This window comes from Limosilactobacillus balticus (genome assembly GCF_014145615.1).
Taxonomy (GTDB): domain Bacteria; phylum Bacillota; class Bacilli; order Lactobacillales; family Lactobacillaceae; genus Limosilactobacillus; species Limosilactobacillus balticus.
The window spans coordinates 214,650-241,379 of the sequence record NZ_JACIVH010000042.1 but is presented as its reverse complement, the minus strand read 5'-3'; the positions used below and the strand labels follow the sequence as shown (position 1 = coordinate 241,379).

Below are 26,730 nucleotides of genomic sequence, written 5' to 3'. Positions count from 1 at the left end.
TCACAGTCACTGCCTCATGGAGTTGCGTTAACTCCTGACGATAACGGAATCACCGGAACAGACTACTAAAATTCATCCTTTCAGCTAGTAGAGGTGGATCATGTCTGCTCCCAGCTCTCAACTCAACTGGATCTCTGTCAATTACACAGGCACTTTGTTTCTACGTCAATGCTTTTATAATACATTAGTGATTTTACCATAGCTTACAGATTTTGGGTATCATTTATCTCAATTAAGTCGCTGCTGAATTCGGTGTAAATACCATAAATAAACACAGATAATAAGCAATGTACCAGTTATTAAGCAAAATACTGAAATAAATAAGAATTGGTAACTTCCTTTTTCAATGACAAATCCACCGTATAGTGGACCAATCGCGCGGCCAACCGACATCATAATATTAAGTAATCCTTGGTAATGCCCAGCTTCGTCAACATTAGTCAATTGCGCAATCCAAGCAGGTAAGCCAGCAAAACTAGTCATTTCACCAATAGTTAAGATTACAAAGTCAATAACAAAAGCTGTCAGAGTCCGAGCAAAAATTAATAAGAGGAAGGATAAGGCAAAAATAAAGATTCCCACAATAATTTGCGTTGATAAACGAACATAGGGACTTAATTTATTAACGAGTGGTTGTCCGATAATAATTAACATCCCATTTAATGTCCATAACATACTATAGGCATAGAATGGAATCCCCATATTTGTCATATGGACTGCCATTACACTTTCCCATAAGGAATAACTTAAATGAACCGTAATATAATTTATGAGGATAAACCAAACCAAGATGATCCATCGCGAATGTAATTGGCGAGAAACATGATGGCGTTCCTGTATCCCTGAATTATCTTTAATTGCATCTACGGCCACATTAAATGTTAAAACTACTACTAGCATTAACAAGGCATAAAAGATTGTTGCTACAGTAAAAACTACCACTACACTAATCGGCAAAAGAACGCCAACTAACAACGTTCCAATCACAACCCCAATATTAAAGGCCATATAAATATAATTAAAAACATAACGGGAAGAATGATCACTAACCAACGTCCCATAAGAATTAACAATGGTAGCATTGATTCCATCACCAAAACTATTAACCGTAATTAGGACAGCATACCAGGGCCAACCATGAATAAAGATCAACAAGAATATTGCTAGCGTAGATAGGCTACCTCCTAAAATGGCTGTTTGATATTGCTTCCAATGGTCAAATAACCATCCTCCTAAATAATTCCCCATCATCATCGCAATCGACATTATTAACATTACAAAACCAGCAGTTGTCAAAGTTTGTCCAAGATAATTATGAAGGTACATTGTTGTAAGCGGCCATAAAAAAGCTGCCCCAGTGTTGTTCAACAGACTTGCTAGGGCAACCCATTTTAATTTGACTGTTTGCTGTTCCATTTTAACGTTCAGATACCATATCAGAGGAAGGTACACGTAAGAGTGTATAAGTTACAGCACTATGATTTGCTTTTAAACCTAAACCATTAATAGCAGTATTTTTGTACTTTACATCCATTACCGCTGCAAAAGCATGTCCTGTCTTGGCATCCTCTTTTTCCAATTGCTTTTTATCCCATGGTAAAGCACTCGCATCTAAGGTAACTATCCGTGATCCATCAGCAACTGATCCGTATCGCGAATTTGTTGTGTATTTATCATTTCCAGCCCAGTACGTATATGACACAATTGGGTGTTTCCCACTTTTACTCCGGGTCGCTAAAACATAATAGAAATCATCGGACTTATTCCCCATTTGAAGTGGACGGTAAGTGATCGAAGTCTGTGTTTGTTGATGATTATTAATATCAACTGGGCGGAAAAATGTGAGATATGACATCCCCCCGAGCCAACATAACGAGACAAGTAATAAGATCACATAGCGAATCACTAAATTTAGTTTAAATACTTTTTTTGTCTTAGCAATCAGCATTAATTGCTTAACACGGATATAATGGATTACATAACAAAAAAAGGCAATTGCGCATATCCACGATAACCATCCTAGCCAATTCCAACTCATAATTTTCAATACTCCATTCTCTAATATTATTTACTATGATTATCACACAAATTGATTCGCTTGTCGTTAAATCTTAATAACAAACGAATAAATTTAATAAAATAACTACAAGGATAAGTTCAAACTGTGCTAAACTAATTTTTGGTAACAAACTGTGTCTTGATTTAGAATAAGAGATAAGGTTAGTATTATTTAATAATATACCTACTAAGGAGGAATGTTTTCATGGACAATTTGAGTGAACTTGCTCAAGAATTGATTAACTTTGAGCGTGAAAATGACTTAAATGATAATGAAGTTGCTTTCGGCAGTCATTTATCTGTTGAACGAATTCACGAAATTAAATCATCTAATACCCCAGTGACTTCAGAAGAAGCCGAATTGCTTCAACGGTTCATGCAAAGTAAGTAACATTACCATTCGTGCCATTGTGGCAAAATCAAAACTGAATACCTTCTAAAGCAGAACTAATAATATTTCTCTGCTCTAATCTAAAAAGGACCTGGAAGAAAATATCACTTTCTTCTAGGTCCTTTTTAGATTTATTTTGGCTGATAAAATTCAACTGGGACAAGTTTGGTTTCTATCTTTTCATGAGGTGTTTCTATTCGCTTCATTAAAGTATCAATTAATTCCTGTACCAATGCTGGAATTGGTTGAATTACCGTTGGGAGGTAAGGCGCCACTTTCCGAATTAATTGTGAACCATCATAACCGGTAATAAAAAAGTCTTTATTTATTTGCTTTCCTGCCTGGTAATAAAGATTACTAATCGTTAATGCTTGAACATCATTAGAAGCCAGCACGCCATCATAATCACCAGGGAAAGTCGCCTCAATATCTAAATGCTGGATAGCTAACGGGTCAAAATCTCGTTTCTGTTTATTCAAAAAATCAAGTGCCCCTTGAATTCGATTAATGGTAGGTGAAACAGAAGTATCTTCATCCACAATTACTGCTAAGTGCTTTACATCATGTTCTACTAAATACTTCGCTGCTAGTTCGCCCCCATGGTAACTATCAGCGGCAACAATTGGAATATTATCAGCAAGATACCTATCAAAAGAAACAATAGGCGCAGTAAGTTGATGGTATTCCTCTATTCCTAGATTATGAGAACCCGAAATAATCCCATCCACTTGATTTGCCATCAACATATTTAAGTATTCATGCTCTATTTCCGGATTTTGGGCCGAAGATGCAATGATTGTTTTATAACCCTTCTTAAATAATTCGTGTTCAAGTTCATTTGCTAATTCAGCAAAAAAGGGATTAATTAAATTAGGAAAAATCAAGCCAACAAACTTAGATGGCTTCCCCTGCATCGCCCGTGCTAAAGCATTTGGTTGGTAATTTAACTCCCGCATTGCCGCATGGACCTTGTCAATTGTTTTTTGACTTAAAGAGCCATAATTATTGATTACTCTTGAAACAGTAGTTACTGAAACCCCCGCTAATTGAGCAACATCTTTTAACTTAGCAACCATTCTAAAACTCCTTGATTAATTTCGTTTAAGCTATTCCATTATTATAGCTCACCATATTTGAACAATCGACGGTTACTTTTAAATATAATTTAAATTGCTATTTTTATAAAAATAGGTTTGTTTACATATGTTTAACTTATCATTTATCTAAAAATATTTTTCATTTGATAAAACATGTTTTGTGAAGATGATAATTATTGATTTTATGATCTTTTCTCTCTGGTTTTAAAGGATTTTACTAGCTTTTTTACATTCAAATTAAATTGACGCTAAAGAGAATTAATGCTAGTTTATAGGTAGTTGAATCTTTAGAACTTCTTAAACTTTTTGACCTTTTTGATATTATTTTAATTTATGAAATGATTAATAAGCCACTTTTAGGAGTAATGTTTAGGAATTTCAAATATAAATTAAGGAGTCACTGCCAATGAATCGTCAATCTAATAATGATCCATCAACCCATTTTAAGATGTATAAAAGCGGAAAAAAATGGGTCTTCGCTGGATTAACTGCTGTTACCTTATTAACTGCTACCGGTGCAGTTGCTCATGCTGACAATGCTTCAGTTTCTTCTGAAGAACCTGCTGCTACTACTGCTAATACACAAAATAATACAAATAGTGCTGCTAATTCTTCTGCCGTTGCTCAAAATACGTCAAATAGCGCGTCAGCAGAAAGTACTGTTGCTTCTAATGCCAATCAAGCTGTTACTAGCCAAACTGCCGCAGATTCTGCTTCAGCTCAGTCTGCTGAAACTAAACAAGCTGCTCCAGCTGCTCCAAAGGCTGATAGTGCTGCTACACCGCAAGAAAATTCAACAACCGATTTGAGTACCCTCCATTTCAGTAACAATGCTTCACAACAAGCTTTCATTCAAAGTGTTGTTCCTGGTGCAATCCAAGGATGGAATGAATACAAGGTTCTCCCTTCAATTACAGTTGCCCAGGCTATCGTTGAAAGTGGTTGGGGACGCTCAGCCTTATCAACTCAGGCCCATAATTTATTTGGAATTAAGGGTTCCTATAATGGAAATTCAGTTGTAATGCGTACACGGGAAGTTTATGGCGGTCGGAGTGTTTACGTTAACGCTAACTTCCGGGCCTATGCTAACAACTCTGAATCAGTTACTGATCATGGTCGCTTTCTTAACGTAAATAGTCGTTACAGTAACTTGCTGGGTGATACTAACTATGTATCTGTTGCAAATAAGCTTCGGCAAGATGGCTATGCTACTGATCCAAGCTATGCTAATACCTTAATTCGTTTTGTTCAAACGTATAACTTAAACCAGTTAGATGCCGTTGCACTTTCTGGGAAAGTCGTTACGAATAAACAAACCGAGAGTGCCCAAACTCCAGAAACCAATGTAACTGTTTCAAATACTGGATACTACACTGTTAAAGGCGGAGACACGTTATCCCGAATCGCAGGACAATTCAATACAACTGTAAATAACCTTGCCTCCTTAAATGATATCCATAATGTCAACCGTATTTATGTCGGGCAACGACTTTTGGTTCGTCAACCTACTACTGAGCAACAACAGACACAGACTAAGCAACCTGAAACTAATACTACGACTAATAGTAATACCTACACCGTTAAAAGCGGGGACACTCTTTCAGGAATTGCTGGTAAGTTTAACACTACTTATACTCAATTAGCTCAGCTCAATCATATCAGTAACCCTAATGTGATTCGTGTAGGTCAAGTATTAACGCTTCATCAAACTGCGGCGCAAAATACTACAACTAGCCAACAAGAAAGCAAGCAAAATAAACAGGTTACTACTGTTGCTAATGGCACATACACCGTTAAAAGTGGTGATACCCTTTCACAAATTGCCGCGCATTTCAATACCACAACATCTGCATTAGCTTCAACTAACCACATTAGTAATCCTAATTTAATTGAGATTGGTCAACAATTACGGATTAACAATAGTGCTAGCGCTCAAAAAGCTACCTCACACTACTCTACTACTAACAATAGAAGTTACGTGGTTCAAAGTGGCGATTCATTATCAAAGATTGCCGCTTACCATGGATTAAACTGGCGCTCAATTGCAGCTAAGAATAATATTCAAAGCCCATACACAATCTTTGTGGGACAACGTTTGTCATTGTAATTAATAAATTTTAAATAGTTACATATTATAAAGTAAGAAGTATAAGAAAATCTTTGCTTCTTGCTTTTTTGTTTTAAAAAAATTCTTTTCTGTTCTAGAATAAAGGTAGGCAGTTTATTATTAATATTCACTAAATCACTATTAGGGAGTTTATAGAAAGTAAGTGATATTTATTGTGGTAGACCGTTGGACAACAGATATTCCAAATGTTAACAAAATCAGTCAATTATTTAAATTACTAGGAAATCCTAAAAGATTACAATTATTATATTTGCTGATTCAACATTCAATGAGTGTTTCAGAAATTAGTACGAAGTTGAACTGGGAACAATCGGGGGTTTCTCACCAACTGCAACTATTGAGAAAATATAATTTAGTTCAACAACGGCGAGAAGGGAAAACCGTTATCTATCATTTAGAGGATCCGCAGGTAATGACCTTAATCGCCGATGTATTAAGTCATGCAGAAAAAATCATTTAATTTAGTGAATATTCTTTGGGATCCCCCCATTGAAATAAAAGAAAGGCGTTTAGAACTCATCCTAAGTCAAACTTAGCTGATGACTTCTAAACGTCTTTTCGCTTAGTTAACAAATTTAATTTCTAATCGTTCATTTTCTAAAACTCCTTTTACAATCAATGTCTTACCATCATAGAATTGATGTTTATCTAACCAGAAACCAAGATGCGCATGGCTATAAAACTTAAAATTATACCGTACTGCATTATTCATTTTACTAACTCGCAATACTCCTTGTGAGCCATCTGAACAAGTAATATTTTGTGATTGATTATTATCATGAACATAAATTGTTGTCATTCTTCTCACCTCCGTTTTTATTATATCCCATTTTCGGACTACCTAAAACATTTTTCAATAAAACAAAAAAACAACAACTTCAGCTATAGGAGAGTTGTTGCTTTTTAACTAATCTGCAGCTAATGCATCAATTGGATTAAGGTTTGCCGCCCGGCGTGCAGGAAGTAATGCGGCAATAAACGAAATTACAATCGCAATTACAATTGCAAAGATTACATTTCCAACAGTAATTTGCACAATATTATATTTAATCAAGCCATACAGGGCGTGGTTAATAATAACCGTTACAACTGCAACAATTAGCAGTGCGAGGATTGCTGAAAACAGTCCAATAAAGACAGATTCAGACGTAAATAATCGGCGAATATCTTTTTTTCGTTCACCTAGAGCTCGTAAAATACCGATTTCTTTTGTCCGTTCCGAAACTGACATATACATTGTCACAATGATCATTAATGCGGATACAAGTAATGAAATTCCAGCAATTGACGCAAGAACCGTGGAAGCAAGACTAACATAAGTATTAACAGTTTTAAGAATCGACCCGACTGTAATCGCTCCTAATACCCGTTTGTTATTACTATCACGGAGATTATCAATCTTATTCGCTACCCCTTGTACACTGTCAAGATTTGTTACATTAACGGTTGCAAAGTTAGCAGCAGTAGAGGCATTTGCTTTTTGAAGCAACGCACGCATAGTGGAGTAAGTAATTGAAGTCCCGGCACTCGCGCCTTCTGTAATGCCTGCTACCTTGAAGTTTCCAGAAACGGGAACTGGATTATTATTGGCGTCTATCCATGTAAATGAGAGACGGATAGTTTTACCAACCATTTGCTTATAATTTTTGGCACTTGATAATTGGATTGCTTGTTGCTTTGTAAGAACGATTTCACCATTCTTGGGTTTGTGCCCCTGCTTGATTGAATTACTAGTAATCGCCTTACTCCAAGTACTTAGTGAAGTTCCACTCTGTTTCTTTCCATTATAATCAAGCTGAAAGGCACTCACCATAATTCCCGGTTGAACAGATGACACATTATCAAGCTTTCGTAACCGGTCAATATTATGATCACTAATTGTCATCGATTGAGGATTGGCCGCCATTGTTTGTCCTAACGATGATTGGATTTGTTCCTGAGTCATCTTCTTACCAGTTGTATTTTTAAATACGGTAATTGCCTGCGGGTTAGCAAGAGAGTTAATCTGATTTTGAATGTAGCCATTTATCCCATTACCTAAACCACTAAATAAGAGTATCGCAAAGATACCAATTGCAGTTCCAAGCATAATTAACGAATTGCGCCAAAAGTTATAGGTCAAATGTTTAAAGGCCGTTCGGTAGCTCGCCATCGCTGGTAGAACTCGTGGAGTAATCTCTGTGGGGTCTTCTGGAATCGGATAAGCAGGACGTAATCTTTCATCGCCGTCAATTTTTCCATCAGCTAAATGAACAATTCGTGTCCCATTATCCGCTACTTCCTGAGAGTGAGTAACGGCGATCACTAGTTTCCCATCGCGAGCAATCTCGTCTAATAATGCTAATACTTCTTTTGTATTCTGCGCATCTAAGGCCCCTGTTGGTTCATCAGCAATAATAATTTGCGGGTCACTTGCTAATGCCCGAGCAATCGCTACCCGTTGCTTTTGGCCTCCAGACAAATGGTTTGGATGCTTTTTTACTTGTTCACTTAAACCAACCTTATCTAAGAGTTCCAGTGCACGCTTTCGACGTTCTTCCTTAGTCAAGGTTGTCATATCTAACGCAACCAAAACATTATCCAGTACCGTCAAGTGAGAGATTAAGTTATAGGACTGATAGATATAACCCACCGTCGCACGCCGATAGCTATCTAGTTGCTTTTCCTTTTTATGGTCAAGGAGTTTACCATTTACAAGGACTTCACCTTCAAAGTTACGATCAAGTCCCCCAATGATATTCATTAAAGTGGACTTCCCACCACCTGATTCACCAAGGATGGACACAAATTCTCCCCGATCAAACTGTAAGTTAATCCCTTTAAGAACTGGGAATTCCTCTTTGTCAAGATAATACGATTTATATATGTTTTTTAATTCTAAAAAAGCCATTGCATCCTCCCCCTTTACTATTTATTTAGTCCGTTTATTATAGCAAGGTTTGTGATGAAAAAGCCTTTTACTCATAATTCTTTAACATTATTTATATTATTATTCTGAGGAATTTTCACTTAATGTCAGCTTTCCATCAGCTAACTCGTAAACATTATCTGCATATTCACGTAAACGTAAATCATGGGTTACAGCAATCACCGCTTTGTTTCTCTTTTTAGCTAGGTCATGAAATAATTGCCCAACTATCTTTACTAAATTACTATCTAAGGCCGCTGTTGGCTCGTCTGCAAGAATTATCTCAGGATCAGTATAAAGGGCACGCGCAATCGCTACCCGCTGGTTTTGACCTCCTGACAACTCAGAAGGATATTGTTTGAGCAGCTTTTTTATCGCAAGTTTTTCCAATAATTCATTAAAGGCTTCCGATGAAACGTTCCCCCCCTTCTTTATGCGATCAACAAGTTTAAATTGATCCGCCACATTTAGATAGGGTAATAGGTTATAGGACTGAAGGATAAAGCCAATTTTCTGCAAGCGCAGTTCATCACGCTTTTTAGAAGACAGCTTTTCAATATCAATTCCGTCAATTAACACTTTTCCTGAGGTAGGTGTTTGTAAGCCGCCCGCAATTGTTAAAAAAGTACTCTTTCCTGATCCAGAAGGCCCTAAAATCAAATTTAATTCTCCCGCTTTAGCAGAAAAATTAACATCCTTGAGAACATGAACACGACTAATTCCTTCGCCGTAATATTTGTTAACATCTACTAATTTTAATTTTGACATAACTTTTGCCTCCCATCTTAATTCAAGGCCTGTACGGGGTCAATTTTAATAATCATTCGCACTGGTAGTAGTGAACCAATCATCCCAAGAACTATTAATCCTACTGCCATTAAACTAATTAGTGGCCAATTCATAATAACTGGTACCGACATCGGAATTGCTACACTCGTAAGAAGGGTTAAAAGGATCCCACCTATTACACCACTAATCATCAGGAAAATTGATTGAGTAACTGTCGCAATAATTAAGTGACGCACTGGAATTCCCTGGGCACGCATAACTGCATAATGACTTATTTTTTGCATAGTAAGAATATATAAGAAGACAGCAATTACAATTAATGAAATTACCATTAAAAAGCCAATCATAAAAGTAAACGTATTATTTTGCGCTGAATATCCGGGCAACTTATTAATATATTCCTTAGCAGTGTAGTGTTGAAGATCAGGGTAAGTACTTTTACTAAGCTGATGATCAGAAAAGAGTCCACTAGCAACGGCCGAACTATTTAATCCTCTCAAATCTCGCCAAACTGGCAAACTCCCATATACGACGGGAGCAACACTAAATTTAGCATCATCAACAAAGCCAACAATCTTATATTTTTCATTTTGAGAGTTGATTGTTACTCGATCTCCTAAATGATATCCCTTTTTGCTTAAACTTTTATCAACAACAATCTCGTTATTTCCCTTAGCTTGACGGCCATTTGTAATTTTGATCTTTTCCCGGGAAATAAATTGGTCAGGATCTAAACCGATAAATTGGGCACTTTCTTTACTTGCTCCTTTTTCTTTAAGAACTATTGGCGCCTGCCCAACAAGCGCAACATTCTTTTGGTCCTTACCTGATAGTTGGTCGCGAGTAATGATCGATTGTCCTAGATTATCATTGCTGTTCTTGTTTAGAAAAACAGTTTCTGTACCCCACTCTTTAATAGCAGCATCGTTTTCATTTTGGAGTCCCAACATCATCCCCATTAGGAAAAACATTAAGTAACTAATCAAAACAATCATGGCAACAATTAATCCATAACGCAGCTTTTCATGTTTCATTTCTTTTAGTGCTAAAAACATATTCTACCTCCTACTGCAATAGTGCAGTTAATACCTTGGATAGCCGTGCAATTGCTTCACCTTGTTTATTGGGCTGAAGAAGGCAATCCTTAATTGTTTCATGACTCAAAACCATTACACTCCATTCGTTAGCACTGTGAATCTTAATTTGCGGCTGCGTACTATCACGTAATAACCCTTCATTTGTTTGAAAGTGCAACCGCATAAAGTCCCGGTACTTACTTCCATTGATCTCATCTACAAAAGCTTTGATCTGATTAACATAATCACTCGCCGCTAAAATGTGGTTAACACGGGTAATTGGTGTATGAATTTCTAAAATTGCCACTTGATAAAGATACTGATATGCCTCCGTTAAATCTGTAAAATACTTATAAAATGCTCCTCTGGCGATTCCCGCTTGCTTTACAATCCGTGCAACTTGGGCACTTGCTAAACTATGTTGACTAAATTCTGTTAATAGTGCATTAGTAATAAGTTCTTTTTTCTGTTGATTTAAATTTTCAAATGTTGTACTTGGCATTTTAATTCCTCCAGCGTCTGATGACACAATGTCACCATCGATGTAATTTATACATTACCATCAAAGTGACACCGTGTCAATCATTAGGTGGATATTCATGTAAACTTTACAATTGTAGGACTTAACTTAAACTTGTTCTAACTGCTGATTACATTCCTTTGCGGATAAAATGATGTATAAAAAAAGAGGTGAGAAATTTATCTCGCCTCGTTTTCAATAGATTTAATTTTTATCTCAATCTAGATTAAGCTTCTTCGCCGCCCACTTTAACAACAGCTTTTGAAACTTTACCTAACTTACCACTAACAAAGTCTTCCACACCATCAAGGTCTAATTCATGTGAGAAGAGTGGTAGTGGATCAACAACCCCAGAAGAAAGAAGTGCAATTGAGTCTTCAAAGGTGTAAGGGTTAATGAAGGCACCTTGAATTGTAAGTTGCTTTTGGAATACATCGTAAGTGTTTACTGAGAACTTATCATCAGGGTTACCAACACCAAACATTAATACTTGAGCACCACGAGCAGCTGCTGCAAGTGCTTGTTCTTGAGTAGCTGGTAAACCAACAGCTTCAACAACGATGTCATATGCATCAGCAGGAATCTCTTCCTTAGTAGTGTTGATAGTCTTAACACCAAAGTGCTTCCGGTTGTTTTCCAACTTTTCGTCTGAACGACCAGCTAAGGTAACTTCATGGATACCACGTGCCTTTAAGATTTGTGCAAATAATTGACCTTCAAAACCATCACCTAATACTAAAGCCTTTTGGTATGGGTGAGTTTCAAGCAAGTCAACACCGTGCATTGCACATGAGATTGGTTCAACCACGGCAGCAGCCTTTAATGAAACATCATCAGGAATTGGGTAAACAACTTTTGCGGGAGCAGTAAAGTATTCTTCAAAACCACCGTTACGAGTAACACCAACAGCATCAAGGTGTTCACATAATTCTGGGCGTTGAGTCCGGCAGTACTTACATTGACCACAGTAAATGTTAGGGTCAACAGTTACACGATCACCTGGCTTAACGTTAGTAACTTCCGAACCAACTTTTGTAACTACACCTGAGTTTTCGTGACCTAAAACAATAGGAGGAACAGCTGATGCAGATCCAGGAAGACCAGCATAGAGTGCCTTATCAGTACCACAAATACCAGCGTAGGCAGTGTGAATTAAGACTTCATCAGGCTTAATTTCAGGTTCTTTAATATCTTCAATTTCAAGTTGCTTTTTACCTGTTAAAACAAGTGCCTTCATAATCAAAATACCTCTCTTGTGAATTTAATCATTTGTCAAGTGTTAGTATAGTGTGAAAACGCCTTAATTGTCAAACGTCCAACAATTACCTCACATTCTTTTTACCATCATAAAACGTTAAACTCACTAAATATAAACTCAAACAAAAGCCGATATAAAAGGTTTTTGAAAAAAAGTAATATTTTTAAATATTTTTTTCTTCACTAAGTGACTGCTATTTTTTCGCTATTACATAAATGGTTTTACCATCATTTTTTCAATTACATAACTTCACAAAGCTTCTTTTAGCCAATTTAAGTTTTATATCAATAAATAAAATGTTCCTACATACAAAGAAGAAAAATCTAAATTTATATAAAAATTTCTCCACACTTTTGCAAGCGCTTAACAACCATTAGGTACGCCAAAACTTATCTCCAACCGGTCCTTAACGTTACTTAAACTGCCGTTATAACGGCGATTTTCCATTGCAGGATATATTTTTTTATGTTACCCTAACAAAGTATTCGAACTTAGTTAATTATGATTTCCAATCTAATTAACAAAACTCAAATGAAAGGTGGATTTGGCGTGGACGACACAAAGAATCAACACCGTAAGCATAAATTAATTGAATATGCTAACGGTAAATCACTAGAGGAAATCAACGGAACAGTTGAAGTTCCTCGTGGAAAAGGCTTCTGGCGAACATTATTCGCTTACTCTGGTCCCGGTGCATTAGTTGCCGTGGGTTACATGGATCCAGGTAACTGGTCAACTTCAATTACTGGTGGACAGAGTTTCCAATATACCTTAATGACTACTATCTTGATTTCAAGTTTGATTGCGATGTTACTTCAATACATGGCGGCTAAACTCGGAATCGTGAGCCAAATGGACCTTGCTCAGGCAACACGGGCACGTACCGGTAAAGCATTAGGTATTATTTTGTGGATTATGACTGAGTTAGCGATTATGGCAACTGATATCGCTGAAGTTATCGGAGCTGCTATCGCGTTAAACTTACTGTTCCATATTCCGTTAATCCCATCTGTATTTATTACTGTTCTTGATGTTTTAGTACTGCTATTATTAACCAAGATCGGATTCCGGAAAATCGAAGCAATTGTTGCATGTTTGATTTTGGTAATCTTGTTTGTTTTTGCTTACCAAGTTGCTTTATCTAACCCTAACTGGGGTGGCGTATTTATGGGTCTTCTCCCATCAGCCAAAGCAATTGCTCAACATCCTGAAATCGGTGGCATCACTCCATTAACTGGTACACTAGGTATTATCGGTGCGACAGTTATGCCTCACAACCTATACCTCCACTCAGCTATTTCTCAGACTCGGAAGATCGATCATAATGATCTTGATAGTATTCGTCAAACAGTTCGTTTTACTACTTGGGATTCAAATATCCAATTATCTCTTGCGTTTATCGTTAATTCTCTCCTTTTGATCATGGGGGTTGCTGTTTTCAAGACTGGTGCTGTTCAAGATAGCTCTTTCTTCGGTCTGTATGATGCCCTAAACAATACCTCAATGCTTAGTAATCCAGTGTTAATTGCTGTTGCTAAGTCAGGTGTATTATCTACTTTATTTGCCGTTGCTTTACTTGCTTCTGGGCAAAATTCAACAATTACTGGAACATTAACCGGTCAAGTTATTATGGAAGGTTTCATTCATATGCGAATGCCTTTATGGGCACGACGGTTAGTTACTCGGATTATTTCCGTTATTCCGGTTATTGCTTGTGTTGCTATGACGAGCGGTGAAAATACTATCCAACAACACACCGCCTTGAACCTTTTAATGGAAAATTCACAGGTATTCTTAGCTTTTGCCCTTCCGTTCTCAATGTTGCCATTATTAATGATGACTAACAGTGAAGTTGAAATGGGTGAATTTAAGAATAGTGGCTGGGTTAAGGTTTGCGGTTGGATTTCTGTAATTGCCCTTACTTTCTTAAACCTTTACAATCTTCCTGCAACTTACGAAGGCTTTGGTATCTGGTCTAAAGGAACATCTGACGTTCTTGCTTATACCACAATTATTATCATCCTTGCCCTTCTTATCTGGACTTGTGTTGAACTATATAAAGGTGACAAACGCTTTGCTGCTGAAGGCAAAGGATTTGGTCAACGCGAAGCTCAAATGAAAGATACAGCTGTAGAAGATTAAAATAAAAAGCTGGAACTAACTTCCAGTTTTTTATTTTTGTAATGATTATTTCACAAAATGTTCATACTTGAACGGTATAGTATAGACAATCCCTAATATAAATAAACCCCTATTTTTCTTCTATACTATCCCCCTCAAAATAGCTATGAAGAAATACGAAAAATGGTCGGCCCATAATGGGTCGACCATTTTTTAATACATCTAGGATCTCCATGGTATAATAAGGAACTAGATATATTACTCATTAAGTATGAGGTGAAATCATTGAATAATAAAGATAATAATCAAAACAACAATAAACGTCGTCCTACTCGGGTTGAGCTTTATGACACTCCGAAGCCAGGAGAAGAAAAGAAAAAACGTTCTTTCTTTAATCGTAAGCCTAAACAGACTACCCCTAACCATAAACATAAGACAGCATCACCTAACAAGAAAAAGAATCCATATGGAATTTCTCGCCGGATGTTTAAGGTCATTTTAGGCTGTCTATTAGTTGTCTTAATTGCAACCATTGTTATTTTCCTAGTTAAACAACAGGACCCTATCAATGTTGATAGTAATGACACTACTGTTTCCACAAGTACTTCATCACGCAAGAAACATAAAAAGAGTAGCAGTAGCAGTCATAAGCACCGTTCGAGTTCCAATGACAGTGATGATAATGATACTCAAGATACTTATAGTATTTCAACGCCTAGTCGTTCAAATAGCACGCCTCAGACAAATCATTCAACTAATCAACAACCAACTACTACCTCTTCCTCAACTCCACAACAAAACCAACCATCGCAGGAAGAGCACCATGATCAAGGCAGCAGCCAACAACAATCTACTTCACAACCAGCAAGCAGCAATTCTGGGTCACAATCTACTCAAAGTTCGCAAAGTACTAGTTCACAATCAAATCCACAACCAGTTCAACCTCATTCTCAAAATAATTAATTATTAATTTAGAATATAGGGGTTGTCAATTAAAGTGGGCGTGCTATAATCAAGACAATCGATTGAAGGATATGCACTTTCAAAACCCTCTACAGAGAGCAGGTGCCTTGAGTGGAAGCACTTGTGGGTGGCGATGATTGTTGTACCACCTTCCCTTATTATTAGCCGAGATAAGGCTAGTCGGATCGTGTCCGTTACCGCACCTTAGAGAGGACATTACTAGTATGTCCTAAAGATGGGTGGAACCACGCTAATTTTTGTTAATTAACGTCCCTGATACTTTCAACGTCGAAAGTATCAGGGACGTTTTATTTATATTAAAGGAGAGATTTCTATGGCTCAGGTTGCTGTTATGTCCCCAGATGGATCAGTTAAAAAGATCGATCGGGATTCACAAGAAGGTTTAGAAGCATTACGTAAGCTTTCTGCATTAATGTTAAAAGCTGCATTAAAACAAGAATTTAAGGGTATTCGACTTGGTGAAGCTGTCGCTGATGAAGATGGTTTCCATGTTGATTCTGATAAAGATAATCAACAAGTTTCTGCTGACGAATTACCAGCTCTTGAAGATGTAATTAAGGGAATGGCAAAGAACGATGTTAAGGTAGAATTTGTTGAAGTACCGGTTGACGAGGCTCTTGCTGAAGTAAAAGATGATCGTTTCTCTACTGAATTGATCAATGAAAATGCTAAAGACGGCAAAGTAGCAATGTACCAACTTGGCGATGTTAAAGCCGTTGCCGATGATGACATTCTTTTGTATGGTAATGTTGTTAAAAACTTACGCCTGCTTTCTGTTGCTGGTGCTTACTGGAAGGGAATGTCCTCTAATCCTATGCTTCAACGGATTTACGGAACTGTCTTCTACAAGAAGGACGCATTAGAAGATGATTTAAAGAAACGTCAAGAAGCTAAGGAACGTGACCACCGTGTTATCGGTAACCAACTTGATCTCTTCTTTGTTGATCCTAAAGTTGGTGCCGGTTTACCATACTGGTTACCAAAAGGTGCTACTATTCGCCGGACAATCGAACGTTACATCATTGACCGAGAAGTTGCCGATGGTTACCAACACGTTTATACTCCAGTCCTAATGAATCTTGATGCATACAAGACTTCTGGCCACTGGGAACACTACCGTGACGACATGTTCCCACCAATGGACATGGGTGATGGTGAAATGCTTGAATTACGGCCAATGAACTGCCCAAGTCATATTCAAGTTTACAAGCACCATATTCGTTCATACCGTGATCTTCCATTACGGATTGCTGAACTTGGTATGATGCACCGTTATGAAAAATCAGGTGCTCTTTCTGGCCTTCAACGGGTTCGTGAAATGACTTTGAACGATGGTCACACCTTCGTTACCCTTGACCAAATTCGTTCTGAATTCGCTAAGATTTTGAAGTTGATCATGAGCGTTTACGAAGACTTTGATATTACTGATTACAGCTTCCGTCTTTCTCTTCGTGACCCTAAGAACGTTAAGAAGTACTACGCTAATGACGAAATGTGGGAAAAATCTCAATCAATGTTGAAGTCAGCAATGGACGACCTTAACCTTGATTATTATGAAGCTGAAGGTGAAGCTGCCTTCTATGGTCCAAAACTTGATATTCAAACCAAGACTGCTCTTGGAAATGACGAAACAATGTCAACTATTCAACTTGACTTCATGCTTCCAGAACGATTCGGTCTTTCCTATGTTGGTCAAGACGGTAAAGAACATCAACCAGTTATGATTCACCGTGGTGTTGTGGGAACAATGGAACGGTTCATGGCTTACTTAACAGAAATTTACAAGGGTGCATTCCCAACTTGGCTAGCCCCAGAACAAGTTCACATTATTCCTGTTAATGAAGAAGCTCATGGTGAATACGCAGATGACCTCGCTAAGAAGATGAAGGCTGCTAACATCCGGGTTAATGTCGACCACCGAAACGAAAAGATGGGCTACAAGATTCGTGAAGCTCAAACACAAAAGGTTCCATACACTCTTGTTGTTGGAGACGACGAAAAGAATAACAATGGTGTATCTGTTCGTAAGTACGGTGAAAAAGAACAAAATGAAATGAGTCAAGAAGCATTTATGAATGAAATTCTTGAAGATATTGCCTCTTACTCCCGCGAAAAGTAATTAAGATAAAAAATGGCTTTATCACAACATTGTGAAAGCCATTTTTTTGTTTTAAATTTTATGAAAGTGAAAATTTTAGCATAACTTTAACCACCAAAAATAAACCGTTTTCGAAACATTCGTGAAGTTTTGGACAACCTAAAATTAGTGATTGACACTATTCATCAAAGGTTTTATAGTAATAAACGCTCGCTTCTGAGCCACTAAATATAATAATTAATCATAAAAAACAAAAACTATTTATTTTGGAGGTATAAGATATGTCTACTATGAACGATTTATTTAAAGCAATGGGTAAAGCTACAGAAGCACATCACGCTAGCGGTCTTTCATTTGAAGCTAAGACTGACACCCCTGCTGGTATTGGTCAAGGTATCCTTAATGTTCGCAAATAATTTTTAAAGGTCATGATTAGGAATTTCCCCGATCATGACCTTTTTTATTTATCCTTAATAGCCGAAGCAAATATAAACATAACTAACCCCAGGGCAAATAAAATACTTAATGAAGCGGCACCAACTGTCGATTTACCAGTCCATTGAGTAACGACTCCGACAATAAAGGGACCAAGAATTGCGGAAAACTTCCCAAGAATATTATAGAAGCCAAAAAACTCACTACTGTTATTTTTGGGAACAAGACGGCCAAAATACGATCTACTAAGCGCTTGAAGTCCACCTTGGCTTGTCCCAACCAAAATAGCTAATATCCAAAAATCAACCAAAGTCTCTAACCGCAAAGCATAAAGACAAATAAAGAAATAAATAATAATGCCTAGCATAATAATTCGTCTCGTAGAAAATTTATTAGCAAGCCAACCATATAAAATTGAAAATGGAACAGCAATTAACTGGACTACTAACAGAACCACCATCAGCATTGTTGTTTGAATCCCTAAGTCTTTACCAATAACTGTTGCCATCGTAAAGATTGTATCAACGCCATCAATATAGAAGAAATAGGCAACTAAAAACCATGTCAACTGCTTATATTGATTAATATGATGCAAGGTTATTCTCAAACGACGCAAACTATCAATAAAGGGATTTGCTACACTGTTGACGCTATAACGTTGATAACCATTTTTTAATAATGGCCACGCAAAAATAATCCACCAAATTGCAGCCAGAATAAAACTAAATTGGGCGACTCCATAACTATTTAGAAGGCCGCCAAAGCCTTTACTTAGTTCTGCGACTAAAAAGATAATAAAGGCGACAACTCCTCCTAGATAGCCCATTCCATAGCCAGTCGATGAAACACGGTCCATTTGCTTATTATCGGCTACATCTGTTAAGAAACTGTCATAAAATAGATTTCCTCCTGAGTAACCAATGATTGACCCAATATAAACAATTAAAAGCAATTGCCAGTATTTGGTTGGAACAAGGGCAAGCCCAATTGTCAGTACAATCCCCAACCAAGTAAAAAGATTAAGCCAGCGTTTCTTTGCATGCGGATAATCAGCCAATGCCCCTAATAAAGGTGCAAGTAATGAAATAATAAGCGTGCCAAAACTATTTGCGTATCCCCACAGCGCTGTCGAATTTGCTGCACCAACCCCAGCATGATCAGCGACTGCTTTGAAATAAACGGGCAAAACAGCAGTCACAACTAAAATTCCATAGCCAGAATTTGCCCAATCATAAAAAATCCATTGCCATTGTTGTCTTGTAAACTTCACAACGTCACCTCAGTCTTTAAAGATTGCATCAATTGCTTGTCCGGCAGTTGCAGTCGGATAATGTAATCCTAATAGTTTAGCAAATGTTGGTCCTTCATCAACCAGGTGAGCATTTTCAACAGTCGCACCACTCTCGATTTGTGGACCAGCAAAAATAGCGGTAGTGAAGTAATTTGCTTGTGTTGGCCCGTAACCATGGACTCCACGATATCGATCATGAGTTCCAATTGATTCTGGAGCAACTTTTTCAACAATTGCTGGTCTGTTTACCTCATCAGTAAAATAATATCCCGGCTTAGCTTCAACCAAAAACGTACATTTAGGATCCGCGCCTCGTTTAATTGCCGTTGCGTTATCATAGATTTGCTCAACCCCTTCAATACCAGCAATCATTTGCTTAAGTTTTCCTCGATCCACGGCGCCACGAGTATAAATATAGGTTTCTCCATCGCAAGTTTTAGCAGTGACTTGCCAGTTATTTCGATAAGTAATTTTCTTTCTAAGAGGGTGAAGAAGTCCTTGTTGCGCAAACAACATATTTAAATGAATCATCTTATCAACATTAATTTGATAGTGATCCCCTAAAACTACAAAGTCCGTTCGCGCATAAGTACCGGCATCTTTCGTCGCTTGAATTATCTTAGCTACGCGTTTATCTAGACGGTGTAATGCTTCTTTAGCTTGTGGTGACCGCACTCCATAACGGTGACGCATACTATCCATATCAACTAAGTGAATTAAGGTTAAGTCAGGCTTTTTATTTTTAATCGTATCAACCGCACAGGCTGTTACAAAATCATCAAGCCATGGCTGCTTAATCCCATGCCGTAATTTACCGTATTTCTTATTCATTTCATATAGAAATAACGGACTACTTGCCTTTAACGAAACAAGTACTTGATTTGTCCAAATTCGATTAGGAAAAATTTCCGCAAGATTATAATCAATCTTACTACCAGCAGTAACAGGCCATAGAAATGCAGCAGTTGTTAAGCCATTTTCTTTTGCAACATCATAGAGGGGCATCGATTGAATATCTTTTCGATACCAGAACCAGTCAGGCGATTTCCGTCGTGGCTGCAATTTAGTATTGTTAACAATTCCATGCACGGCCGGATACTGACCGGTAATAATCGAAGTATGAGATGGATAAGTTAGCGTTGGAAAGATTCCTTCAACTTTCTTTACCCATGTTCCTTTTTCTATTAAATTTGCTAATGTTGGTGTTAATTGACGCAATTCGTTTAGGTCACGAAATCCTAGTGAATCTAGCGAAATAACAATTAGCTTATGCTGTTTCATTAGTTCATCTGCTTTCTTTTCAAACTCATTAGCTATTTTAAAATAAATCATTGTTAATAACTAGTTTTGAAAGAAATTATCAAAAGTCATTCTCATTGTAAGCCTTAAAATTTGCATGATAGAAAGGTTAGCCCATATTAGCAGACTGCAGATTTTCAATAAGTTTTAAAGTGAAATTTGATTCACAGCAATTTTTAATGTAAAATTAAGTTTCAGTTTTCAGTATTTTATGAAAGGAATCATAATCATGCAAAATCAGTTACCCAAGGGAAAAGAGCATGAGAAAACTCTCGGCCTCTTCGACCTTTCTATTCTAGGTATTGGCGCAATCATCGGAACTGGAATTTTAGTTTTAACTGGAATTGTCGCCGCGGAAGATTCAGGTCCAGCAATTGTTTTCTCTTTTCTGATTGCTGCTCTTGCTAGCGGCTTAATTGGTCTCTGTTATTCAGAATTAACCACTAGCCTCCCCAATTCAGGAAGTGCCTTTTACTACGCGTGGGTTTCAATTGGTAAATTTATGGCGTTCCTTGCTGGATGGACACTGATTGGGGTCTACGTTACTACGACCGCTACAGTAGCCAATGGTTGGACGGGATACGTGCAATCGTTCCTCGAAGTTCTTGGAGTTAATTTACCACATAAATTACTGGTTACTCCTGCAGCTGGTGGTTATGTAAATCTCCCCGCCGTCTTGATGATCCTTTTTATGACGATTATTCTGACACGTGGAACTAGTGAAAGTAAACTTGTTAACAACTTCTTGGTTGGTGTCAAAATTTTTATTATTGTTCTATTTATCGTTGTTAGTGCTCAACATATTAATCCGGCTAACTGGCACCCATTTTTACCATATGGGTACAAAGGAATTTTCACAGGGGCATCTGCTGTCTTCTTCTCCTTCTTAGGATTTGATGCACTAGCTACTTCTGCTGAAGATGCTAAAGATGTTGATAAAAATATTCCCCGGGCAATAATTTTATGTTTAGTTATTTCGACTGCCCTCTATATTCTAGTTAGTCTTGTTATGACAGGAGTTCTAAGTTATAAAGATTTGAATGTCTCTGAAGCTATGTCCTATGTTCTTTTAGCTAAAGGTCATAAATACGTGGCTGAGATTGTTTCGCTTGGTGCTGTTTTAGGAATCATGGCTGTGGTCTTTGCATTCATCTACGCTGGTTCAAACATTATGAAGTCAATGAGTCGAAGTGCTTTCCTTCCTCAGGGCCTCGCTAAAGTTAACGACAAAACCCAAAGTCCTAATCGTGCTATTTGGTTAGTTGGACTTCTTGCAGCTGTCTTGGCTGGAGAATTTGATCTCCATTATCTTGCATTAATTGCCAATATTGGATCATTGGTTGTCTTTACTTTAATTTCGCTTATCGTAATTATCTTACGCTACCGTTATCCAGAATTAAAACGCCCATTTAAGGTACCTTTTGGCAACGTTATTCCTGTTTTATCAGTATTGATCTGTATTGTTTTATTAATAAGCATCTCACTTAATGCTTGGTTAACATACTTATTGTGGTTACTAGTTGGATTAGGAGTTTACTTCTGTTATTCTCTTCGTCATGCAAACGAATTTAATTTCCAAGATGAAAGTGATATTCCAGGCGCTTAAAATTTATTTCTAAATTATGATAGACCTCCCACATTGATCTAAAATGTTGGAGGTCTATTTTAATACTATTTAACACTGCGATTTTGACGAGTAGTTTCAGCTAAGTGGACTAAATTAGTGACAAAATTATGGGTCTTTGCTTCATAATTATACTGGCGCCCTAACTCAACAAAGTAACCATTGATATAATCAACTTCCACAGGACGATTATGACTCATATCTTGGTACATTGATGGATAATGATGCGGACAACCAACTTTAGAGACATAATTCACACTTTTTAGCTCTTCTGCTCGCGTATTAACCAATTGTACTCCAGCACGCTCACAGACATCATATGCTTCATCAATTAATTGACGGGATAGTTCATCAGCCTTATCAAATGCCGCATATTCACCCATTGTAATTTCAAACATAGTACAAAGGGTATTAACAACTGAATTAAAGACTACCTTTGCCATCAGCGTTCCCATAAAATCTTCTTTAAGGGATGGATTAAAGTTTGCTTTTTTGAGTTCTGCCATTAACGCTTGTGTCTTCTCATCAGGCTTTTCAGTATAATTAGCCCAATTAGTTGTTCCCATTCCTCGTTCGCCAACAAATTCAACTTCGCCAGGTTTGGTTAAGATAGTTGCTACCAAGGCCGTTCCAGCAACTACTTTTTCTTTTGGGAAATACTTCAATAATTTTTCAACATGTCCCATTCCATTCATCGCTGTCATCGCATATTGATCCTTCAAGAAATGTTCACAACGTTTTAACATATCGTCTAACTGCATTTGTTTTAATTCAAAGAAAACAAAATCAGCATCTGTAGCTTCGTATTCTTCGGGTGTATAAACGTTAACCGGAACAAGATGTCTATTTTTATGCTCGCGAGTTACATAAACTCCTCCTTGTTCTTTCATCTTGTTGTAATGTGGTAACCACCCTTCAACAAAATCAACTTCATTACCCGCTTCTTGTAGTAGAACACCAAACCGTAATCCCATTGCACCCGCACCAACAACTGTAAACTTCATAATTATCTCTCCTTTTTTATGACTATAAAAAAGCGTCCTTAGATTAAAGAACTTAATCTAAGGACGCTTTTCACGTGGTACCACCTTAATTTGCCAATAATTCACATTATTAGCCTCAAATGTTCAATGTTTCCATTAAACACGTCAGCTATAATGGGCTGATCCCACCATTAATTACTAATTTCATCATGGCACTCAAAGTGATTTTCATTATAAGCAGGTTATCCTTTTCCATCAACCAAGGACTCTCTGCTAATCCACTCATAATTACTCTTCTTTTCAACGCGTTTTTATAATCATATTTTAATTTTTATCTAATTTAATACTTTTAATCGCATATGTCAAGATTTATTTTTTTGTCATAATTGACTTGACATTCACATCTCATCCGCGTATTATAATGACAAATAAATGAGAAACAATTTAGAAAAGATGAGTAATCTTAGAATCTTATTACAGAGAATCACGGTTGATGAGAAGTGACATAAGAGACTGAGACGAAGATGGTCTTGGAGCTTCACGAATTACGAGTATTCTATATAAGTAGTTCACGATTGACGACCGATAAAACGTCTGGGTATAGCTTCCATTAGTGTACCTATTGAGGATAGTATTGTGAGATGCTATCAAATTAGGGTGGTAACACGTTAATTAACTATTGATTAATCAACGTCCCTAGGAAAAGTAGAAATATTTTTCCTAGGGACGTTTTTTATTGCTTCAATTCTTGAACCCATCACGAATAGAAAGGATCGATTTACTATGACTGAATTCACTATACGTACTACATCACCATTTCGTTATGACATCGTTGGAAGCTTCCTTCGTCCTCAAGAGCTAAAAGAAGCTCGCGCAAAATTTGTAAACGGCGAAATAACACAAGCAGACTTAACAGCTGTTGAAGATAAAGCAATTATTAATTTGATTAAACAAGAAGAAGCTGCTGGCCTAAAAGCAATTACTGACGGTGAATTCCGGCGTAGTTACTGGCATTTAGATTTCTTCTGGGGATTGCAAGGAGTTAAACATGTTAACTTAGAGCATGGTTACTTTTTTCATGACGAAGAAACTCGAAATGATTCTGCTCAAATTAGCGGAAAAATCTCCGGCGAAAACCACCCCTTTGTCGAACATTTCAAATTTACCCAAGCTCATACCTCTGATGGCGTTCAAGTTAAACAAACCATTCCTGCACCAGCACAATTTTTAGAAGAATTTCTTCGTCCCGAAAATCAAGCTAATGCTAAAGAATTTTATCCCAACCAAGAAGATTTAGATCATGACGTTGCAGCTGCTTATCATCAAGTGATTGAAGATCTTTATACTGCTGGTTGTCGTACTCTTCAACTAGATGACTGTACATGGGGAATTTCTGTTAACGCCTTTGCTAACCTAAAGAAAAAAGACCCCCATGCTGATGTATCTCAGCTTGAAGCCCTTCAAAAGCGATTCTTAAAAGTAAATAATGAGGCAATTGCTAATTTACCTGCCGACTTAACAATTAATACCCACGTTTGTCGCGGAAACTACCACTCAACCTGGGCTGCCGCCGGTGGTTATGGACCAGTCGCCGACACGCTATTTGCTAAGGAAAACGTCACTGCCTTCTATCTCGAATACGATAGTGAACGTGCTGGCGGATTTGAACCACTTAGCAAAGTTCCTGATGATAAGTATGTTGTTCTTGGTTTAATCACTTCAAAATCAGGTGAACTTGAAGATAAGGAAGCAATTATCAAACGAATTCATGAAGCTGCGCAATTCCATCCATTAGATAAGCTCTGTCTTAGTCCTCAATGTGGTTTTGCATCAACTGAAGAAGGAAATATTTTAACAGAAGAACAACAATGGAAAAAGATTGCATTAGTTAAAGAAATTGCTACAGAAGTTTGGGGATAAGTTAAATTGCCTATTGAGGCTGTGACATAAGTCATACTATACCCCAAAATAGCACAGTACAACAATAGGTCTCTAACATTCGGCTTTACCGAATATTAGAGACCTATTGTTATTTACGGGGAACTCGAAAACGAAGTTACGAGTGATTTTTGTCTCGATCCTATTTATTCTTCTCCCACTAAAGTCCCCACCTTGGGTAGGCTTGCCAATACACGGTCTTTATGTGGAGAAACCTTATATAGTGCATCCGTTAAATCATAACCGGCTTGATAACCATGATGAATTCCATTTTTCCAAGCAGGACTATGAGTCACATCATAAACAATTCCATCGATTGCAATATATGCATCCGCTCCATTCTGTCCATTATACTTACGCAACTCATCTCTGGTAAATGTTTTATTTGTCATCTAACCACCTTCTTAATCAGCTAATTTTCCCACAACTGTTAACTTTTTTAGAATTTCATCTTTTTCTTTTGAACGGCCAAAAACGACTTCCATCAACTTTTTTATGCTGATTCCTTTTTTAGGAGCATCTGTAATATCATAAACTAACCCATCGATTGCCATGTAATGTGGCTTTTCACCATCACCATTATATTTAGCTAATTCATCTCGTGTAAATTCTTTCTCAGCCATTAGCTATTCCTCCCAAAGCTTATCATTAATTTAAATATAGCACTATTATTTAATAAATAAACCAAAAAGCACTCCAATAACTATAAAGCAATAATTTAATTATATTTCACAAATAAAAAAGGCTAAGGTAAACCCAGCCCCTCTTATACCAATTCCCCTACTAATGGTAATTTAGCCAATACGCGATCCTTATGCGGAGAGTAATTAAACAGAATATCTGTCAAATCCAATCCTGCCTTGTTTCCATGGTGAGCGCCATCTTGCCATGCTGGGATATGCGTTACATCATAGACACGATTATTAATTGCTACATAAGCTGGATTCCCATTTTGTCCATCATATTTTTTCAATTCTTCTCTTGTAAATATCTTTGTCATAATATTCTGCCTCCTTATTTGATAGTGTCAATTCAATATCCTCACTATATCACGGAAGCGCTAACACAAGATTGATAATTACCTTACTTTAACTCAAAATTACTACTCTATTAGTATTTTCTTCACAATTAATCTAATACCATATCTAAGTGCGGAATATTATCTTCAAGGTAAACATCTGAAATCGGCTTAAATCCAAACGATGCGTAAAACTCTTTAAGATATGCTTGAGCTTGAATTTGAATTGTCTTATTTGGGAAAAGACGCTTAGTTTCATCGATCGTTGCCTGAACTAGCTGACGACCATATTTATGTCCACGAAATTGCTTCAAGACTAATACACGGCCAAAAGTCGCATGAGCATCATCCTTAGCCATCATTCGCGTGTAACCTACTAATTCTCCTTGCTCGTCCTTTAACATTAAATGGTGAGCTTGATAATCCTGTTCATCGATTTCTTGATAAGGACATTCTTGCTCAACAACAAATACTTTTATCCGTTCTTCTGCTAATCTACACCATTCTTGAGCGGTCATTTCATTTAGTGTTTTTACTTCAACATTCATATTAAAAACCTCCTAAAAAATAAAAGAGTACTAACCAACTTCTTCATGTCATTGTGACAGGCCCTAGTAGAAGGTGGCTAGTACTCTTAATATCTTTAATCCGGGGACTAAAGACGAGTCGTTATTAAATTATTCGGTTTTAGTATACAATGGACTAGTCTATTTT

The 26,730-nt window shown here is 37.2% G+C and carries 25 protein-coding genes and 1 other annotated feature; of the genes, 9 read left to right on the top strand and 16 right to left on the bottom strand.

The window, feature by feature from the left end:
* Window positions 1-228: 228 nt before the first annotated feature.
* The gene (locus tag H5S10_RS01980; RefSeq protein WP_182588554.1) at window positions 229-1,416 is read right to left on the bottom strand and encodes an MDR family MFS transporter; all 1,188 of its coding nucleotides are present in this window, start codon (window positions 1,414-1,416) and stop codon (window positions 229-231) included.
* Window position 1,417: 1 nt separating this feature from the next.
* On the bottom strand, window positions 1,418-2,038 hold the full coding sequence (locus H5S10_RS01975; protein ID WP_182588553.1) for an LVIS_2131 family protein: 621 nt from the start codon (window positions 2,036-2,038) through the stop codon (window positions 1,418-1,420).
* Between the two features lie 225 nt (window positions 2,039-2,263).
* Here H5S10_RS01975 and H5S10_RS01970 point away from each other — a divergent pair, with 225 nt between their 5' ends.
* Entirely contained in the window at window positions 2,264-2,449 is a 186-nt protein-coding gene (locus tag H5S10_RS01970) for an LBP_cg2779 family protein (RefSeq protein WP_003675345.1), read from the top strand.
* A gap of 131 nt (window positions 2,450-2,580) precedes the next feature.
* Here H5S10_RS01970 and H5S10_RS01965 read toward each other — a convergent pair whose 3' ends face one another.
* Window positions 2,581-3,525 carry a LacI family DNA-binding transcriptional regulator gene (locus H5S10_RS01965; RefSeq protein ID WP_182587221.1) on the bottom strand — a complete coding sequence of 315 codons (945 nt, stop codon included), beginning with the start codon at window positions 3,523-3,525 and terminating at the stop codon, window positions 2,581-2,583.
* A gap of 427 nt (window positions 3,526-3,952) precedes the next feature.
* Between H5S10_RS01965 and H5S10_RS01960 the strand changes: the two genes are divergently transcribed.
* Window positions 3,953-5,653 (top strand): LysM peptidoglycan-binding domain-containing protein, encoded by a 1,701-nt coding sequence (locus tag H5S10_RS01960; RefSeq protein WP_182588552.1) that lies wholly within the window; start codon window positions 3,953-3,955, stop codon window positions 5,651-5,653.
* Window positions 5,654-5,816: 163 nt separating this feature from the next.
* On the top strand, window positions 5,817-6,134 hold the full coding sequence (locus tag H5S10_RS01955; RefSeq protein WP_182587223.1) for an ArsR/SmtB family transcription factor: 318 nt from the start codon (window positions 5,817-5,819) through the stop codon (window positions 6,132-6,134).
* Window positions 6,135-6,236: 102 nt separating this feature from the next.
* On the opposite strand, the gene H5S10_RS01950 is transcribed toward H5S10_RS01955, so the two are convergent.
* The 6 genes from H5S10_RS01950 to H5S10_RS01925 form a co-directional block, all read right to left on the bottom strand.
* Window positions 6,237-6,473 carry a hypothetical protein gene (locus H5S10_RS01950; protein ID WP_003675355.1) on the bottom strand — a complete coding sequence of 79 codons (237 nt, stop codon included), beginning with the start codon at window positions 6,471-6,473 and terminating at the stop codon, window positions 6,237-6,239.
* Window positions 6,474-6,581: 108 nt separating this feature from the next.
* Complete coding sequence (locus H5S10_RS01945; protein ID WP_182588551.1) at window positions 6,582-8,564, bottom strand: ABC transporter ATP-binding protein/permease; 1,983 nt, start codon at window positions 8,562-8,564, stop codon at window positions 6,582-6,584.
* Window positions 8,565-8,663: 99 nt separating this feature from the next.
* Window positions 8,664-9,350, bottom strand: coding sequence for an ABC transporter ATP-binding protein (locus H5S10_RS01940; RefSeq protein ID WP_182588550.1), 687 nt, complete (start codon window positions 9,348-9,350; stop codon window positions 8,664-8,666).
* Window positions 9,351-9,367: 17 nt separating this feature from the next.
* Window positions 9,368-10,426 carry an ABC transporter permease gene (locus H5S10_RS01935; protein ID WP_182588549.1) on the bottom strand — a complete coding sequence of 353 codons (1,059 nt, stop codon included), beginning with the start codon at window positions 10,424-10,426 and terminating at the stop codon, window positions 9,368-9,370.
* Window positions 10,427-10,436: 10 nt separating this feature from the next.
* Complete coding sequence (locus H5S10_RS01930; RefSeq protein ID WP_182588548.1) at window positions 10,437-10,949, bottom strand: TetR/AcrR family transcriptional regulator; 513 nt, start codon at window positions 10,947-10,949, stop codon at window positions 10,437-10,439.
* 244 nt (window positions 10,950-11,193) lie between these two features.
* Window positions 11,194-12,204 (bottom strand): zinc-dependent alcohol dehydrogenase family protein, encoded by a 1,011-nt coding sequence (locus H5S10_RS01925; RefSeq protein ID WP_003665087.1) that lies wholly within the window; start codon window positions 12,202-12,204, stop codon window positions 11,194-11,196.
* A gap of 522 nt (window positions 12,205-12,726) precedes the next feature.
* On the opposite strand from H5S10_RS01925, the gene H5S10_RS01920 reads away from it, so the two are divergent.
* The 4 genes from H5S10_RS01920 (at window position 12,727) to H5S10_RS10385 (ending at window position 17,844) form a co-directional block, all read left to right on the top strand.
* Window positions 12,727-14,367 carry an Nramp family divalent metal transporter gene (locus tag H5S10_RS01920; RefSeq protein WP_182587228.1) on the top strand — a complete coding sequence of 547 codons (1,641 nt, stop codon included), beginning with the start codon at window positions 12,727-12,729 and terminating at the stop codon, window positions 14,365-14,367.
* Window positions 14,368-14,631: 264 nt separating this feature from the next.
* Window positions 14,632-15,309: a hypothetical protein gene (locus tag H5S10_RS01915; RefSeq protein WP_182588547.1), complete on the top strand. Its 678-nt coding sequence runs from the start codon at window positions 14,632-14,634 to the stop codon at window positions 15,307-15,309.
* Window positions 15,310-15,643: 334 nt separating this feature from the next.
* Window positions 15,644-17,449, top strand: coding sequence for a threonine--tRNA ligase (gene thrS, locus H5S10_RS01910; RefSeq protein WP_182588546.1), 1,806 nt, complete (start codon window positions 15,644-15,646; stop codon window positions 17,447-17,449).
* A 260-nt stretch (window positions 17,450-17,709) separates the two neighbouring features.
* Window positions 17,710-17,844 (top strand): hypothetical protein, encoded by a 135-nt coding sequence (locus tag H5S10_RS10385; RefSeq protein ID WP_266101591.1) that lies wholly within the window; start codon window positions 17,710-17,712, stop codon window positions 17,842-17,844.
* A gap of 44 nt (window positions 17,845-17,888) precedes the next feature.
* Here H5S10_RS10385 and H5S10_RS01905 read toward each other — a convergent pair whose 3' ends face one another.
* Together H5S10_RS01905 and H5S10_RS01900 are read right to left on the bottom strand one after the other, a co-directional pair.
* Window positions 17,889-19,133, bottom strand: coding sequence for an MFS transporter (locus H5S10_RS01905; RefSeq protein WP_182588545.1), 1,245 nt, complete (start codon window positions 19,131-19,133; stop codon window positions 17,889-17,891).
* Between the two features lie 9 nt (window positions 19,134-19,142).
* Window positions 19,143-20,435: an alkaline phosphatase family protein gene (locus H5S10_RS01900; protein ID WP_182588544.1), complete on the bottom strand. Its 1,293-nt coding sequence runs from the start codon at window positions 20,433-20,435 to the stop codon at window positions 19,143-19,145.
* 229 nt (window positions 20,436-20,664) lie between these two features.
* Here H5S10_RS01900 and H5S10_RS01895 point away from each other — a divergent pair, with 229 nt between their 5' ends.
* The gene (locus tag H5S10_RS01895) at window positions 20,665-22,059 is read left to right on the top strand and encodes an APC family permease (RefSeq protein WP_182588543.1); all 1,395 of its coding nucleotides are present in this window, start codon (window positions 20,665-20,667) and stop codon (window positions 22,057-22,059) included.
* A gap of 65 nt (window positions 22,060-22,124) precedes the next feature.
* Here H5S10_RS01895 and H5S10_RS01890 read toward each other — a convergent pair whose 3' ends face one another.
* Entirely contained in the window at window positions 22,125-23,081 is a 957-nt protein-coding gene (locus H5S10_RS01890; RefSeq protein WP_182588542.1) for a ketopantoate reductase family protein, read from the bottom strand.
* A 56-nt stretch (window positions 23,082-23,137) separates the two neighbouring features.
* Window positions 23,138-23,373 (bottom strand) — a binding site (T-box leader).
* A gap of 470 nt (window positions 23,374-23,843) precedes the next feature.
* Between H5S10_RS01890 and H5S10_RS01885 the strand changes: the two genes are divergently transcribed.
* A complete protein-coding gene (locus tag H5S10_RS01885; protein WP_182588541.1) occupies window positions 23,844-24,980 on the top strand; it encodes a 5-methyltetrahydropteroyltriglutamate--homocysteine S-methyltransferase in 1,137 nt (378 codons plus the stop codon).
* A 164-nt stretch (window positions 24,981-25,144) separates the two neighbouring features.
* Here the strand turns inward: H5S10_RS01885 and H5S10_RS01880 are convergent, their stop codons facing one another.
* The 4 genes from H5S10_RS01880 to H5S10_RS01865 all read right to left on the bottom strand — a co-directional run bounded on the left by H5S10_RS01880 (window position 25,145) and on the right by H5S10_RS01865 (window position 26,564).
* On the bottom strand, window positions 25,145-25,390 hold the full coding sequence (locus tag H5S10_RS01880; RefSeq protein WP_182587235.1) for a cytochrome b5 domain-containing protein: 246 nt from the start codon (window positions 25,388-25,390) through the stop codon (window positions 25,145-25,147).
* 12 nt (window positions 25,391-25,402) lie between these two features.
* On the bottom strand, window positions 25,403-25,621 hold the full coding sequence (locus tag H5S10_RS01875; RefSeq protein WP_182587236.1) for a cytochrome b5 domain-containing protein: 219 nt from the start codon (window positions 25,619-25,621) through the stop codon (window positions 25,403-25,405).
* A 143-nt stretch (window positions 25,622-25,764) separates the two neighbouring features.
* Window positions 25,765-25,998, bottom strand: a complete 234-nt coding sequence (locus H5S10_RS01870; RefSeq protein ID WP_182587237.1) for a cytochrome b5 domain-containing protein — start codon at window positions 25,996-25,998, stop codon at window positions 25,765-25,767.
* 128 nt (window positions 25,999-26,126) lie between these two features.
* Window positions 26,127-26,564: a GNAT family N-acetyltransferase gene (locus H5S10_RS01865; RefSeq protein ID WP_182588540.1), complete on the bottom strand. Its 438-nt coding sequence runs from the start codon at window positions 26,562-26,564 to the stop codon at window positions 26,127-26,129.
* Window positions 26,565-26,730 lie beyond the last annotated feature (166 nt).

Coding starts and splice junctions, on each gene's coding strand:
- H5S10_RS01980 (WP_182588554.1), bottom strand. CDS start 1,416: ATGGAACAGCAAACAGTCAAATTAAAATGGGTTGCCCTAGCAAGTCTG.
- H5S10_RS01975 (WP_182588553.1), bottom strand. CDS start 2,038: ATGAGTTGGAATTGGCTAGGATGGTTATCGTGGATATGCGCAATTGCC.
- H5S10_RS01970 (WP_003675345.1), top strand. CDS start 2,264: ATGGACAATTTGAGTGAACTTGCTCAAGAATTGATTAACTTTGAGCGT.
- H5S10_RS01965 (WP_182587221.1), bottom strand. CDS start 3,525: ATGGTTGCTAAGTTAAAAGATGTTGCTCAATTAGCGGGGGTTTCAGTA.
- H5S10_RS01960 (WP_182588552.1), top strand. CDS start 3,953: ATGAATCGTCAATCTAATAATGATCCATCAACCCATTTTAAGATGTAT.
- H5S10_RS01950 (WP_003675355.1), bottom strand. CDS start 6,473: ATGACAACAATTTATGTTCATGATAATAATCAATCACAAAATATTACT.
- H5S10_RS01945 (WP_182588551.1), bottom strand. CDS start 8,564: ATGGCTTTTTTAGAATTAAAAAACATATATAAATCGTATTATCTTGAC.
- H5S10_RS01940 (WP_182588550.1), bottom strand. CDS start 9,350: ATGTCAAAATTAAAATTAGTAGATGTTAACAAATATTACGGCGAAGGA.
- H5S10_RS01935 (WP_182588549.1), bottom strand. CDS start 10,426: ATGTTTTTAGCACTAAAAGAAATGAAACATGAAAAGCTGCGTTATGGA.
- H5S10_RS01930 (WP_182588548.1), bottom strand. CDS start 10,949: ATGCCAAGTACAACATTTGAAAATTTAAATCAACAGAAAAAAGAACTT.
- H5S10_RS01925 (WP_003665087.1), bottom strand. CDS start 12,204: ATGAAGGCACTTGTTTTAACAGGTAAAAAGCAACTTGAAATTGAAGAT.
- H5S10_RS01920 (WP_182587228.1), top strand. CDS start 12,727: ATGATTTCCAATCTAATTAACAAAACTCAAATGAAAGGTGGATTTGGC.
- thrS (WP_182588546.1), top strand. CDS start 15,644: ATGGCTCAGGTTGCTGTTATGTCCCCAGATGGATCAGTTAAAAAGATC.
- H5S10_RS10385 (WP_266101591.1), top strand. CDS start 17,710: ATGTCTACTATGAACGATTTATTTAAAGCAATGGGTAAAGCTACAGAA.
- H5S10_RS01900 (WP_182588544.1), bottom strand. CDS start 20,435: ATGAAACAGCATAAGCTAATTGTTATTTCGCTAGATTCACTAGGATTT.
- H5S10_RS01895 (WP_182588543.1), top strand. CDS start 20,665: ATGAAAGGAATCATAATCATGCAAAATCAGTTACCCAAGGGAAAAGAG.
- H5S10_RS01890 (WP_182588542.1), bottom strand. CDS start 23,081: ATGAAGTTTACAGTTGTTGGTGCGGGTGCAATGGGATTACGGTTTGGT.
- H5S10_RS01885 (WP_182588541.1), top strand. CDS start 23,844: ATGACTGAATTCACTATACGTACTACATCACCATTTCGTTATGACATC.
- H5S10_RS01880 (WP_182587235.1), bottom strand. CDS start 25,390: ATGACAAATAAAACATTTACCAGAGATGAGTTGCGTAAGTATAATGGA.
- H5S10_RS01875 (WP_182587236.1), bottom strand. CDS start 25,621: ATGGCTGAGAAAGAATTTACACGAGATGAATTAGCTAAATATAATGGT.
- H5S10_RS01870 (WP_182587237.1), bottom strand. CDS start 25,998: ATGACAAAGATATTTACAAGAGAAGAATTGAAAAAATATGATGGACAA.
- H5S10_RS01865 (WP_182588540.1), bottom strand. CDS start 26,564: ATGAATGTTGAAGTAAAAACACTAAATGAAATGACCGCTCAAGAATGG.